11 protein-coding genes are annotated in these 13,124 nt (G+C 56.5%); 9 read left to right on the plus strand and 2 right to left on the minus strand.

Annotated elements, in window-relative coordinates:
• The first annotated feature begins 144 nt into the window (after nt 1–144).
• The 6 genes from pstS (at nt 145) to ACMGGP_RS18000 (ending at nt 6,041) form a co-directional block, all read left to right on the plus strand.
• Nucleotides 145–1,188 (plus strand): phosphate ABC transporter substrate-binding protein PstS, encoded by a 1,044-nt coding sequence (gene pstS, locus ACMGGP_RS17975; protein ID WP_010258875.1) that lies wholly within the window; start codon nt 145–147, stop codon nt 1,186–1,188.
• Nucleotides 1,189–1,275: 87 nt separating this feature from the next.
• The gene (gene pstC / locus ACMGGP_RS17980) at nt 1,276–2,238 is read left to right on the plus strand and encodes a phosphate ABC transporter permease PstC (protein ID WP_022624789.1); all 963 of its coding nucleotides are present in this window, start codon (nt 1,276–1,278) and stop codon (nt 2,236–2,238) included.
• Complete coding sequence (gene pstA / locus ACMGGP_RS17985) at nt 2,235–3,125, plus strand: phosphate ABC transporter permease PstA (protein ID WP_010258878.1); 891 nt, start codon at nt 2,235–2,237, stop codon at nt 3,123–3,125. The genes pstC and pstA overlap by 4 nt, the downstream gene beginning before the upstream one ends.
• Before the next feature lie 44 nt (nt 3,126–3,169).
• On the plus strand, nt 3,170–3,943 hold the full coding sequence (gene pstB / locus ACMGGP_RS17990; protein WP_010258879.1) for a phosphate ABC transporter ATP-binding protein PstB: 774 nt from the start codon (nt 3,170–3,172) through the stop codon (nt 3,941–3,943).
• A 17-nt stretch (nt 3,944–3,960) separates the two neighbouring features.
• A complete protein-coding gene (gene phoU, locus ACMGGP_RS17995; RefSeq protein ID WP_010258881.1) occupies nt 3,961–4,695 on the plus strand; it encodes a phosphate signaling complex protein PhoU in 735 nt (244 codons plus the stop codon).
• Between the two features lie 107 nt (nt 4,696–4,802).
• Nucleotides 4,803–6,041, plus strand: coding sequence for an MFS transporter (locus ACMGGP_RS18000; protein ID WP_010258883.1), 1,239 nt, complete (start codon nt 4,803–4,805; stop codon nt 6,039–6,041).
• Nucleotides 6,042–6,207: 166 nt separating this feature from the next.
• Here ACMGGP_RS18000 and xylB read toward each other — a convergent pair whose 3' ends face one another.
• The gene (xylB, locus tag ACMGGP_RS18005; RefSeq protein WP_163850889.1) at nt 6,208–7,650 is read right to left on the minus strand and encodes a xylulokinase; all 1,443 of its coding nucleotides are present in this window, start codon (nt 7,648–7,650) and stop codon (nt 6,208–6,210) included.
• Between the two features lie 17 nt (nt 7,651–7,667).
• Nucleotides 7,668–8,990, minus strand: coding sequence for a xylose isomerase (gene xylA / locus ACMGGP_RS18010; RefSeq protein WP_010258886.1), 1,323 nt, complete (start codon nt 8,988–8,990; stop codon nt 7,668–7,670).
• A 344-nt stretch (nt 8,991–9,334) separates the two neighbouring features.
• On the opposite strand from xylA, the gene xylF reads away from it, so the two are divergent.
• Genes xylF through ACMGGP_RS18025 form a run of 3 tightly spaced genes read left to right on the plus strand, consistent with a single transcriptional unit; the run spans nt 9,335 to nt 13,053 of the window.
• Entirely contained in the window at nt 9,335–10,327 is a 993-nt protein-coding gene (gene xylF, locus ACMGGP_RS18015) for a D-xylose ABC transporter substrate-binding protein (protein WP_010258888.1), read from the plus strand.
• A gap of 28 nt (nt 10,328–10,355) precedes the next feature.
• A complete protein-coding gene (locus ACMGGP_RS18020; RefSeq protein ID WP_010258889.1) occupies nt 10,356–11,876 on the plus strand; it encodes a xylose ABC transporter ATP-binding protein in 1,521 nt (506 codons plus the stop codon).
• The gene (locus tag ACMGGP_RS18025; RefSeq protein ID WP_258993228.1) at nt 11,869–13,053 is read left to right on the plus strand and encodes a sugar ABC transporter permease; all 1,185 of its coding nucleotides are present in this window, start codon (nt 11,869–11,871) and stop codon (nt 13,051–13,053) included. The genes ACMGGP_RS18020 and ACMGGP_RS18025 overlap by 8 nt, the downstream gene beginning before the upstream one ends.
• Nucleotides 13,054–13,124 lie beyond the last annotated feature (71 nt).

Here is a 13,124-nt window from a genome sequence, read left to right on the forward strand (position 1 = left end):
CCCACTTTGCTCTGGCCCTCTGTCATATAACTGTCATATTTCGTACATTTCACTGTCATCAAACTGTCCTATTTTCCCTCCTGCAGCAATCACAGATTCTTACTAAAACGGCCCCAAGCCTGACTTTTCTCCCCTGGAGGGAATATGACACTGATGCGTAGCACCGTAGCCCGAATCCTCGCCACCACCTTCGCCGTAAGCGCGGTATCTGCTTTTGCGGCAACCGATCTCACTGGCGCAGGCGGGACGTTCCCGGCGCCGGTTTATGCCAAGTGGGCAGCAGAATATCAAAAAGCCACCGGTAGCAAAGTTAACTACCAGGGTATTGGTTCATCTGGCGGCGTGAAACAGATCATCGCTAAAACCGTCGATTTCGGTGCGTCCGATGCGCCAATGAAAGATGAAGATCTGCAGAAAAATGGCCTGTTCCAGTTCCCTACCGTGATCGGTGGCGTAGTGCTGGCGGTTAACCTGCCGGGTATCAAGTCAGGTCAGCTGACGCTGGATGGCAAAACCGTCGGTGATATCTACCTCGGCACCATCAAAAAGTGGAACGACCCGGCGATTGCCAAACTTAACCCAGGCGTGAAACTGCCAGAGACCAACATCAACGTGGTACGTCGCGCTGACGGTTCAGGCACCTCGTTCGTCTTCACCAGCTATCTGGCGAAAGTGAACCCGGACTGGAACAGCAAAATTGGTAAAGGTAACACCGTTAACTGGCCGGTCGGTCTGGGTGGTAAAGGCAACGACGGCGTCGCCGCGTTTGTTCAGCGTCTGCCGGGTTCAATCGGCTACGTGGAGTACGCCTACGCCAAACAGAACAACCTGACCTACACCAAATTGATCGATGCCGATGGCAAAGCGGTCGCCCCAAGCGAAACCAGCTTCAGTAATGCCGCGAAAGGCGCTGACTGGAGCAAATCGTTCGCGCAGGATCTGACCTTCCAGAAGGGCGCTGATGCCTGGCCAATCTCGTCAACCACCTTTATTCTGATCTACAAAGATCAGGCTAATGCGGCCAAAGGCGCTGAAGTACTGAAATTCTTCGACTGGGCTTACAAAAGTGGCAGCAAAACCGCCACAGCGCTGGATTATGCTGCGCTGCCAGAGAGCGTGACTGAACAGATTCGCGCCGCCTGGAAAGCCAACATCAAAGACAGTTCTGGTAAAGCGCTTTATCAGTAATTGACCGACCCTGACCGGACAGCAGTCCGGTCAGACTCAACGGGCGGCGTCATGCCGTCCTGATAACTTCTGAAGACTGAGACTTCTATGGCTGCAACGAAGCCGGCATTCAAAGCCCCAGGCAAACAAGGTGACAGAATTTTTGGCGCGCTGGTCAGGCTGGCTGCGCTGATTGTCCTGTTACTGATGGGCGGCATTATTGTCTCCCTGATCATCTCCTCGTGGCCCAGCATCCAGAAGTTTGGTTTCGCCTTTTTGTGGACCAAAACCTGGGATGCGCCCAACGAACAATTTGGTGCACTGGTACCGATCTACGGCACCCTTGTGACCTCCATTATTGCCCTGATTATCGCAGTACCGGTGAGTTTTGGTATCGCGCTGTTCCTGACCGAACTCGCGCCAGGCTGGCTGCGTCGCCCGCTGGGCACCGCCATTGAGCTGCTGGCGGCCATTCCCAGTATTGTTTATGGCATGTGGGGTCTGTTTGTTTTCGCGCCGCTGTTTGCCGAATACTTCCAGACACCGGTCAATGACGTGCTATCGGGCATTCCGATTGTCGGCGAGCTTTTCTCCGGCCCCGCTTTCGGTATCGGCATCCTCGCGGCGGGTGTGATTCTGGCGATCATGATCATCCCTTATATCGCCTCGGTGATGCGCGACGTCTTTGAGCAGACCCCGGTGATGATGAAAGAGTCAGCCTACGGCATCGGCTGCACCACCTGGGAAGTGATCTGGCGCATCGTACTGCCCTTTACCAAAAATGGCGTGATTGGCGGTGTGATGCTCGGACTGGGTCGTGCGCTGGGTGAAACCATGGCGGTGACTTTTATTATCGGCAACACCTACCAGCTCGACAGCCCGTCACTGTTTATGCCGGGTAACAGCATCACCTCGGCGCTGGCCAACGAGTTCGCTGAAGCGGAATCGGGCGTGCACGTCGCCGCGCTGATGGAGCTGGGACTGATCCTGTTTGTGATTACCTTTATCGTGCTGGCGATTTCAAAGCTGATGATTATGCGGCTGGCGAAAAGTGAAGGAGCGCGCTCATGACCACAATTGAAATTCAGGCGCGCGCCGAACTGGACGCATCACGCCGTAAAATGCAGTCCTGGCGCAGCACTAAAAATAAAATTGCGCTGACGCTGTCGCTGCTGACCATGGCTTTTGGCCTGTTCTGGCTGGTGTGGATCCTGTTCACCACCGTATCGCGCGGCGTGGATGGACTCTCCTGGTCCCTGTTCACCGAATCAACGCCGCCACCCAATACTGCGGGCGGCGGACTGGCTAACGCCCTGGCGGGCAGCGGATTGCTGATTTTCTGGTCTACCTTCTTCGGCACACCGCTGGGCATCATGGCGGGTATCTATCTGGCGGAATATGGGCGCAAGTCGCCACTGGCAGAAGTGATCCGCTTTATTAACGACATTCTGCTTTCGGCACCCTCGATTGTGGTCGGCCTGTTCGTCTACACCCTTGTGGTGTCGCAGATGCAGCACTTCTCCGGCTGGGCCGGGGTGATTGCGCTGGCGCTGCTGCAGGTGCCGATTGTGATTCGTACCACCGAAAACATGATGCGACTGGTGCCAGACAGCATGCGTGAAGCGGCTTACGCGCTGGGTACGCCCAAGTGGAAGATGATCGCGTCTATCACCCTGAAAGCGTCGGTCTCCGGCATCATCACGGGTGTGCTGCTGGCGATTGCGCGCATTGCAGGTGAAACGGCACCGCTGCTGTTCACGGCGCTCTCGAACCAGTTCTGGAGCACCGACATGATGCAGCCGCTGGCGAACCTGCCGGTCACCATCTTTAAGTTCGCCATGAGCCCGTTCGCCGAATGGCAGAGCCTGGCCTGGGCAGGTGTGCTGATTATCACCCTCTGCGTGCTGGTGCTGAACATCGTGGCGCGGGTGATTTTCGCCAAAGGTAAACACGGTTAATTTCCGGCGCGGCCCTGTGCGGCGCCGTATAAGAGAGATGAATTATGAGTATCGCGACAGCATCAGCCGATAAAATTCAGGTCCGTAATCTGAACTTCTATTACGGCAAATATCATGCGCTGAAGAACATCAATCTGGATATCGCTAAGAATCAGGTGACTGCGTTTATCGGGCCATCGGGCTGTGGTAAGTCGACCCTGCTGCGGACCTTCAACAAAATGTACTCGCTCTATCCGGATCAGCGGGCTGAAGGGGACATTCTGCTGGATGGCGAAAACATTCTGGCGACTCAGCAGGATATCGCGCTGCTGCGCGCCCGGGTCGGCATGGTGTTTCAGAAGCCTACGCCGTTCCCGATGTCGATCTATGACAACATCGCCTTTGGCGTTCGCCTGTTTGAAAAGCTGTCGCGTGCCGATATGGATGCGCGCGTGCAGTGGGCGCTGACCAAAGCCGCGCTGTGGAATGAAACCAAAGACAAGCTGCATCAGAGCGGTTACAGTCTCTCCGGCGGCCAGCAGCAGCGTCTGTGCATTGCCCGCGGTATCGCGATTCGCCCGGAAGTCTTACTGCTGGATGAGCCCTGCTCTGCGCTTGATCCTATCTCTACTGGCCGTATTGAGGAGCTGATCACCGAGCTGAAACAGGATTACACCGTGGTGATCGTGACGCACAACATGCAACAGGCTGCACGCTGCTCTGACCATACGGCTTTCATGTATCTGGGCGAACTGATTGAGTTCAGCGATACCGACACGCTGTTCACTAAACCCGCCCAGAAGCAAACCGAAGATTATATAACTGGCCGCTACGGCTGATCTGACAGGAGATCGACATGGATAATCTTAATCTGAATAAGCACATATCCGGTCAGTTCAATGCCGAGCTGGAGCATATCCGTACCCAGGTGATGATCATGGGCGGTATGGTCGAGCAGCAGCTGACCGATGCGATTACCGCCATGCATAATCTGGATGGCGAACTGGCGCAGCGGGTGATCGACGGTGACCAGAAGGTCAATATGATGGAAGTGGAGATTGATGAAGCCTGCGTGCGCATCATCGCCAAACGTCAGCCAACCGCGATCGATTTGCGACTGGTGATGGCGATCATCAAAGCCATTTCTGAGCTGGAACGGATTGGCGACGTGGCGGAGAAGATCAGCCGCACGGCGCTGGAGAAGTTTGGTCAGCAGCATTTGCCGCTGCTGGTCAGCCTTGAGTCGCTGGGTCGTCACACCGTACAGATGCTGCATGATGTGCTGGACGCTTTTGCACGCATGGATCTCAACGAAGCGATCACTATCTACCGTGAAGATAAAAAGGTGGATAAAGAGTACGAAGGCATTGTGCGCCAGCTGATGACCTACATGATGGAAGATCCGCGCACCATTCCCAGCGTGCTGACGGCGCTGTTCTGTGCCCGCGCCATTGAGCGTATCGGCGATCGTTGCCAGAACATCTGCGAAATCATCTTCTATTTCGTCAAAGGTCAGGATTTCCGTCACGTTGGCGGTGACCGGCTCGATGAATTACTGTCGGGCGATGACGGCAGCAACAGACCTTCCTGATAAATCTTCTTCCTGCGCCTGATCGGCGCAGGGATAAGCCTTTTCAATTGGTCACATCCTGAACTCTCTCTATAATTGCGGCACTTTTCTTTATGAGGTGCGCAACGATGTCCCCTTCTCCCCAATCTAAGCCCGGCGTAACGCCAGGCAAAGCGATGCTGGCTGCGGTCAGCGGTTATGCCATGGATGGATTTGACCTGCTGATACTCGGCTTTATGCTGCCGGCTATCAGTGTTTCGCTGGCGCTCAATCCATCACAGGCGGGATCGCTGGTGACCTGGACGCTGATTGGCGCGGTTATCGGTGGCATCGTATTTGGTCATCTCAGCGACCGCTATGGCCGCATCCGCATGCTCACCGTCACGATTCTGGTCTTCTCGGTCTTTACCGGCCTGTGCGCGGTGGCGCAGGGCTACTGGGATCTGCTCGCCTGGCGAACGCTGGCGGGTGTTGGTCTGGGTGGCGAATTCGGTATCGGCATGGCGCTGATTGCCGAAGCCTGGCCGGCGGAGAAGCGCAATCGCGCATCAGCGTGGGTTGGCATCGGCTGGCAACTCGGGGTGCTGATGGCGGCCTTTATCACACCGCCGCTGCTGACTATCATCGGCTGGCGCGGCATGTTTCTGGTCGGCTTGTTGCCTGCGCTGGTCTCGTTTGCCATTCGTCGCGGCATGGGTGAACCGGAGGCGTATCAACGGCAGGTTAAACATGTGCCGTCACTCTCTTTTCCGGCGCGCCTGAAACTGCTGGTGCGCGATCGCGCCACCGCCAAAGCCAGCCTGGGCATTTTTATCCTCTGTTCAGTACAGAACTTTGGTTACTACGGGCTGATGATCTGGATGCCGAGTTACCTCTCCTCCAGCTTTGGCTTCAGCCTGACGAAGTCGGGTCTCTGGACCGCGGTGACCGTGGTCGGGATGACCTTTGGCATCTGGCTGTTTGGCGTACTGGCCGACCGCTTCGCTCGCTGGAAAATCTTCCTGCTCTATCAGTTTGGCGCTGTAGTGATGGTGGTGGTGTATGCTCAGCTGCGCGACCCGAACATCATGCTATTTACCGGCGCGATCATGGGGATGTTTGTTAACGGCATGATTGGCGGTTATGGCGCGCTGATTTCCGATACCTTTCCGCCGCAGGTGCGTGCCACCGCGCAAAACGTCCTGTTCAACCTTGGCCGCGGTGTGGGCGGCTTCGGCCCGGTGGTGATTGGTCTGCTGGCGAGCCAGTTCTCGTTTACGGCGGCGATTACCCTGCTGGCGCTGATTTATCTGCTGGATATTGCAGCGACGCTGTTCCTGCTGCCGAAGAAACAGGGTCAGGAAGATACGCTGGGCGCGATTGGCTGATGCTACCGTGATGGTATGGCTGGGTAAGTGTCATCCCGGCCATTCCGGGTCAGTAATATGGCTCACGATCACCTGTTCTGCCTTCATTACCCCCCTGGCATTACATGGCAGGGGGATCCGTTAACAGGCGATTTAAATCCATAACAGGCGGAGCGTTCTCACAGGTTTACTTCATCAGCGGCAGGAGCTGTTGATACAGCGTCGCAAAGGTCTCACGACGTGGCTGGTAGTGCGCTACCCGGGCCGGATCCGGCTGGTGTCGCTGCACCAGAACCGGCGTCGGCACGGTGACCTCTGCATCCAGCGCCTGCTGTGCCAGCCTGGCGGCCCCCAGCGCCGGGCCAACCTCCCCGCCATGGCAGTAATCCAGCGTCTGGCCGCTGATGTCTGCCAGCATCTGACGCCACAGTGCACTGCGTGCGCCGCCGCCGATCAACATAATGCTCTTTGGCTGAACGCCACAGTCGTGCAGCGCGTCCATGCCCTCCGCCAGCGCAAACCCTACGCCTTCCAGCACCGATCTCGCCAGCTCGGGACGGCCATGCTGGTGGGTAAAGCCAAAGAAAGCACCCCGGGCATTCGGGTTATTGTGCGGCGTGCGCTCACCGGAAAGATAGGGCAGAAACCACAGCCCGGGCAGGTCATCGCGTGCGCGTTCAGCTTCAGCCAGCAGCTCAGGAACATCTCTGCAACCGGTCAGCGTCGCTGCCCAGTCCAGACAGGAGGCTGCGCTGAGCATCACCGACATCAGATGCCAGCGCTGGGGTAACGCATGACAGAAGCTGTGTACCGCGCGCTGCGGATTGCTGAGATAGCCGTCGCTCACCACGAAGTAGACGCCCGACGTACCCAGCGACAGCATGCCCTGGCCCGGTTCGGTCATGCCGACACCAATCGCACCCGCAGCATTGTCGCCACCGCCCGCCGCCAGCGGCACGGCGTTCATCTTCCAGCGTGTGGCCAGTTCGGCATGTAAGGTGCCGGTCAGGGCATTGCCCTCATAGAGTTGCGGCATCTGATCGCGGCTGAGGTCGCAGGCGCGCAGCATCACATCGCTCCAGTCACGCCGTGCCACATCCAGCCACATTGTGCCTGCTGCATCTGACATATCAGTGGCGAAGTCGCCACTCAATCGCCAGCGCAGGTAATCTTTGGGCAACAGCACGTGAGCGATCTGACTGAATATTGCCGGTTCATGTTGCTGAACCCACAGCAGCTTGGGAGCCGTGAAGCCGGGCATCATCAGGTTGCCGGTGATCGCCCGCGAATCCGGCACCTTCTGTTCCAGCTCACGGCACTGCGCCTCGCTGCGCCCATCATTCCAGAGCATGGCCGGTCGTAATACCTGGTTTGCACTGTTGAGCAGCGTTGCACCATGCATCTGTCCGCTCAGCCCGATGGCCTGCACCGCGCGCAGATCCTGCTGCGCGCTCAGCGCCTGCATGGCCAAATCCAGCGCCTGCCACCAGCTTTCGGGATCCTGTTCGCTCCACAATGGCTGCGGACGCGAAACCTGCAGCGGCGCTATTTCCGTCGCCACCACGTTGCCTTGTGCATCCATCAGCACCACTTTGACGCCAGAGGTGCCTAAATCGATCCCGATAAACATGCTCTGCTCCTGAAGGGTTAGAAATCAAACAGGTAGTGATTCACCAGATTTTCCAGCTGCTCCTGACGTCCGCTCTGATGCTGCGGATTGAGCTGCTGCTGCTGAGCATGCGCCGCCAGCGCCTCCAGTGAAAACTCACCTTTCAAAATTTGCTGGCCGAACTCACCATTCCAGCCGCTGTAGCGCTGTGCCACACGCTTATCGAGTTCACCGTCGCTGATCATGCGAGCGGCGACCTTCAGCGCCAGCGCCATGGTATCCATCGCGCCAATATGACCGTAGAAGAGATCGTATTTATCAGTGCTCTGACGACGCACTTTGGCATCAAAGTTTAAGCCGCCAGTGGTAAAGCCGCCCGCTTTGAGAATTTCGTACATCACCAGCGCATTCTCTTCCACGCTGACCGGGAACTGATCGGTATCCCAGCCGCACTGCGGATCGCCGCGGTTGGCATCCACGGAACCAAAAATGCCCAGCGCAATGGCCGTCGCAATTTCATGATGGAAAGAGTGACCCGCCAGCGTGGCGTGGTTCGCCTCAACGTTAACCTTGATCTCTTTCTCCAGTCCGAACTGTTTCAGGAAGCCATAAACCGTCGCGACATCATAGTCATACTGATGTTTGGTCGGCTCCTGCGGTTTCGGTTCAATTAGCAGCGTTCCCTGGAAGCCAATTTTGTGTTTGTGCTCGACCACCATCTGCATAAAGCGGCCAATCTGCTCGCGCTCCTGGCGCAGATCGGTATTCAGCAGAGTTTCGTACCCTTCGCGTCCGCCCCACAACACATAGTTTTCGCCGCCCAGGGTTTTGGTCGCCTGCATGGCGCTGCAGACCTGCGTCGCTGCCCAGGCAAAAACTTCAGGATCGGGATTGGTGGCAGCCCCGGCTCCGTAGCGTGGATGGGTAAAGCAGTTGGCTGTGCCCCACAGCAGTTTCACGCCGGTCTCCTGCTGTTTCTCCAGCAGTTTATCGGTCATGGCGGCAAAATTCTCTTTGTAGCTGTGCAGCGAATCGCCTTCTGGTGAGACATCAACGTCATGGAAGCAGTACCACGGCACATTCAGCTTGTGGAAAAACTCAAAGGCCACATCCGCTTTCAGTTTTGCCAGCTGCAGCGCATCTCCGCTTTTCTGCCACGGACGATCAAAAGCGCCGACACCAAACATATCCGCGCCATTCCAGCAGAAGGTGTGCCAGTAACAGGCGGCAAAGCGCAGATGCTCCGCCATGGTCTTGCCGAGGATCACCTCATCGGGATTGTAGTGGCGGAAAGCGAGAGGATGAGTCGACTGGGTGCCTTCATAACGAACCCGATCGATCTGATCGAAATAAGCGTGCATGGTTTGCTCCTTAGCATCAGTACCCGAATGGCCTGCGTTGAAGCAATATTTGATATTGGCTGCTGCCTCAGCTCAATTACGATATTTCACTACGGGTGTCAGATAATTATTATTTGTGCGCTGGCTCGCAAAATAATGTTATTTACGGGATGGTTTATCATTATCGCTCTCTTGTCCGAAAAAGATGAAACCTCGATCGCGCTCATAAAAAATGAAATAAACCAAAAAACGTAATAGCCGGATAAAAATCAGTAATTGCTGTAACAGGAAAATAAGGGCAACAATTCATCCGCCTGGTTTATAGGCCTGAAACGACAATAGCCTCAACCTACAGGATGATCACAATGAAGATGAAACATGCACTGCTCGCCGCCTGTGCGGCGCTGGCGCTGTTCAGCCAGACCAGCGTGGCAAAAGAAGTGAAGATCGGTATGGCGATTGACGATTTGCGACTCGAACGCTGGCAGAAAGACCGCGATATTTTCGTAAAACAGGCTGAGACGCTGGGCGCGAAGGTGTTTGTTCAGTCAGCCAACGGCAACGAAGAGACACAGATGTCGCAGATTGAAAATATGATCAATCGCGGTGTCGATGTGCTGGTGATTATTCCCTACAACGGTCAGGTATTGAGTAATGTTGTCGCTGAAGCGAAACGGGAAGGCATTAAAGTGCTGGCGTATGACCGAATGATAAATAATGCCGATATCGACTTTTATATCTCTTTCGATAATGAAAAAGTGGGCGAGCTTCAGGCCGAGAGCATTGTGAAACAGGTGCCTAAGGGCAACTATTTTTTAATGGGCGGATCGCCTGTGGATAATAACGCACGCCTGTTCCGTGCCGGACAGATGAAGGTGTTAAAACCCTATATTGATAACGGCAGCATTAAAATTGTTGGCGACCAGTGGGTCGATGCCTGGCTGCCGGAAAATGCCCTGAAAATTATGGAAAATGCCCTGACCGCCAACGGCAACCATATCGATGCGGTGGTGGCCTCTAACGATGCCACCGCAGGCGGCGCGATTCAGGCTCTGAGCGCGCAAGGGCTGGCAGGAAAAGTGGCGATCTCCGGTCAGGATGCCGATCTGGCAGCCATTAAGCGTATCAAAGCGGGCACCCAGACCATGACGGTTTACAAACCGATCACTGAGCTCGCCACCGAAGCGGCGAAAATTGCCGTCGAGCTGGGCGAGGGCAAAACACCTGCCAGCAACAGCACGCTGAATAATGGTCTGAAAGAGGTTCCGTCACGGCTGCTGAAGCCGATTCCGGTCAACAAAGACAATATTGAAAGCACCGTGGTGAAAGACGGTTTCCACAAACAGAGCGAACTCTGACTGCGCATAGCGTGAGGGAGAACAGTCGATGCTGCTGGAAATGAAAAATATCACCAAGCGTTTCGGTGCCGTGAAGGCGCTGAATGATGTCAGCCTGCAACTTGAGGCGGGCGAAGTGATGTCGCTGTGTGGTGAGAATGGCTCGGGCAAATCGACGCTGATGAAAATCCTGTGCGGACTCTATCCGCACGGCGATTTTGAAGGGCAGATTCACTTCTCTGGCGACGACATTCAGGCGCAGACCATTCGCGATACCGAGCGTAAAGGCATTGTGATTATTCATCAGGAGCTGGCGCTGGTGCGGCAACTGACGGTGATGGAGAACATCTTCCTCGGTGCCGAACTGAGCCGTTTCGGCATGGTGGATGATGAAACCATGACCCTGCGCTGCCAGCAACTTCTGGCGCGGGTCGGGCTGAACGTTTCTCCCGCCACCCGGGTCGGTGAGTTAGGCCTTGGGCAGCAGCAACTGGTGGAGATTGCCCGCGCCCTTAACAAACAGGTCCGGCTGCTGATTCTGGATGAGCCGACCTCTTCCCTGACGGAGCAGGAAACGGACGTGCTGCTCGGCATCATCCGCAATCTGCGTGAACACGGCATTGCCTGCATCTACATCTCGCACAAGCTGAATGAGGTTAAGGCGATCTCCGATACCATCTGCGTGATTCGTGACGGCCAGCATATTGCTACCCGTCCGGCAGCGGGCCTGAGCGAAGATGACATCATCACCATGATGGTGGGACGCGAGCTGACCGCGCTCTATCCCCACGCGCCGCATCAGATTGGCGACGTGATACTGAAAGTTGAAAACCTCACCGCCTGGCATCCGGTTAACCGCCACATCCGCCGCGTTAACAATGTCTCGTTCTCGCTCAGACGCGGTGAAATCCTCGGCATCGCCGGGCTGGTGGGCGCGGGCAGGACTGAGACAGTCCAATGTCTGTTTGGCGTCTGGCCGGGGCGCTGGCAGGGCGATATCTGGATTAATGGCAAACAGGTCAACATCACCGATTGCCGCGCCGCCATTGCGCACGGCATCGCGATGGTGCCGGAAGATCGTAAAAAAGATGGCATCGTGCCGCTGATGGCGGTGGGAAAAAATATTACCCTGGCGGCGCTGGACCAGTTCAGCCACCGGCTCTCAACGCTGGATGAAGCGCAGGAGCAGCAGGCGATCAACGACGCGATCGGTCGGCTGCGGGTGAAAACCTCCTCATCAGAACTGCCGATTGGCCGTTTAAGCGGCGGCAACCAGCAGAAAGCAATTCTGGCGAAATGTCTGCTGCTCAATCCAAAAATCCTGATCCTCGATGAACCGACGCGCGGCATTGATGTGGGCGCACGTCAGGAGATCTACCTGCTGATCAATGCGCTGGTTCAGCAGGGTATCGCGGTGATTGTGATTTCCTCTGAGCTGCCGGAAGTGCTGGGCCTGAGCGATCGGGTGCTGGTGATGCATGAAGGGCAGATCAAAGCCGATTTGATTAACGATAACCTGACTCAGGAGCAGGTGATGGAAGCTGCCCTGCGGAGTGAACATTATGCTTAAAAGTGAAAGTACCCAAAGCCGCCTCTCCGGCACGCCGGGCAAACCGTCACCGGGCAGGTTCACACTGCCTAATCTGCAGGTTCTGGTGATGCTGGGCGCAATTGTGCTGATTGCCCTGTTCTTTACCTGGACCACAGACGGCTCGTGGCTCAGTGCGCGTAACGTCTCCAACCTGCTGCGTCAGACCGCCATTACCGGCATTCTGGCCGTGGGTATGGTGTTCGTAATTATCTCGGCGGAGATCGACCTGTCAGTAGGTTCCATGATGGGCCTGCTGGGTGGCGCGGCGGCGATATTCGACGTCTGGCTCGGCTGGCCGTTGCCGCTGACCATCGTGGTGACGCTGGTGATGGGATTGCTGCTTGGCACGTGGAATGGCTGGTGGGTGGCCTACCGTAAAGTGCCTTCGTTTATCGTGACGCTGGCGGGAATGCTGGCTTTCCGCGGTGTTCTGGTCGGAATTACCGATGGCACTACGGTTGCGCCGATCACGCCAGGCATGTCGCAGATTGGTCAGAGTTATCTGCCGGGCGGCGTCGGTTTCGGCTTTGGCTTTGCCGGTGTGGCGTTGTTTATGTTGTGGCAGTGGCGGCTGCGGCTGCGTCGTCAGCAGCTCGGACTGGCGCAGGGCGCAGCCAGCGGCACCGTCGGGCGTCAGGCGATCATCGCCATCTTAGTGCTGGGTGCCATCTGGTTGCTCAACGACTATCGCGGCGTGCCGACCCCGGTGTTACTGCTGGCCGTGCTGTTGCTGGCGGGCATGTTTATGGCAACCCGCACTGCTTTTGGCCGTCGTATCTACGCCATCGGCGGCAACATTGATGCTGCGCGCCTGTCTGGCATTAACGTGGCGCGCACCAAGCTGGCGGTGTTTGCCATCAACGGTGTGATGGTGGCGATTGCCGGGCTGATCCTCAGTTCACGACTGGGCGCAGGCTCGCCGTCGGCGGGTAACATTGCGGAACTCGACGCTATCGCCGCCTGTGTCATCGGCGGCACCAGCCTGGCGGGTGGCGTAGGTTCGGTTGCGGGCGCAGTCATGGGGGCGTTTATTATGGCCTCGCTGGATAACGGCATGAGCATGATGGATGTGCCGACTTTCTGGCAGTACATCGTCAAAGGCGCGATTCTGCTGCTGGCGGTGTGGATGGATACGGCAACGCGGCGTCGGGTGTAATCGCGCGGGCGATCACATTGTGGCGCAAACAATTTTTTTGCCCCTTTCAGCCGTGTTATGCAATGCGCTGA

It is taken from the genome of Curtobacterium sp. BNK-1, from assembly GCF_048685235.1.
Lineage (GTDB): Bacteria > Pseudomonadota > Gammaproteobacteria > Enterobacterales > Enterobacteriaceae > Pantoea > Pantoea agglomerans.

Excerpts from the sequence above, each read along its gene's own strand:
- pstS (WP_010258875.1), top strand. The coding sequence starts at position 145 with ATGACACTGATGCGTAGCACCGTAGCCCGAATCCTCGCCACCACCTTC.
- pstC (WP_022624789.1), top strand. The coding sequence starts at position 1,276 with ATGGCTGCAACGAAGCCGGCATTCAAAGCCCCAGGCAAACAAGGTGAC.
- pstA (WP_010258878.1), top strand. The coding sequence starts at position 2,235 with ATGACCACAATTGAAATTCAGGCGCGCGCCGAACTGGACGCATCACGC.
- pstB (WP_010258879.1), top strand. The coding sequence starts at position 3,170 with ATGAGTATCGCGACAGCATCAGCCGATAAAATTCAGGTCCGTAATCTG.
- phoU (WP_010258881.1), top strand. The coding sequence starts at position 3,961 with ATGGATAATCTTAATCTGAATAAGCACATATCCGGTCAGTTCAATGCC.
- ACMGGP_RS18000 (WP_010258883.1), top strand. The coding sequence starts at position 4,803 with ATGTCCCCTTCTCCCCAATCTAAGCCCGGCGTAACGCCAGGCAAAGCG.
- xylB (WP_163850889.1), bottom strand. The coding sequence starts at position 7,650 with ATGTTTATCGGGATCGATTTAGGCACCTCTGGCGTCAAAGTGGTGCTG.
- xylA (WP_010258886.1), bottom strand. The coding sequence starts at position 8,990 with ATGCACGCTTATTTCGATCAGATCGATCGGGTTCGTTATGAAGGCACC.
- xylF (WP_010258888.1), top strand. The coding sequence starts at position 9,335 with ATGAAGATGAAACATGCACTGCTCGCCGCCTGTGCGGCGCTGGCGCTG.
- ACMGGP_RS18020 (WP_010258889.1), top strand. The coding sequence starts at position 10,356 with ATGCTGCTGGAAATGAAAAATATCACCAAGCGTTTCGGTGCCGTGAAG.
- ACMGGP_RS18025 (WP_258993228.1), top strand. The coding sequence starts at position 11,869 with ATGCTTAAAAGTGAAAGTACCCAAAGCCGCCTCTCCGGCACGCCGGGC.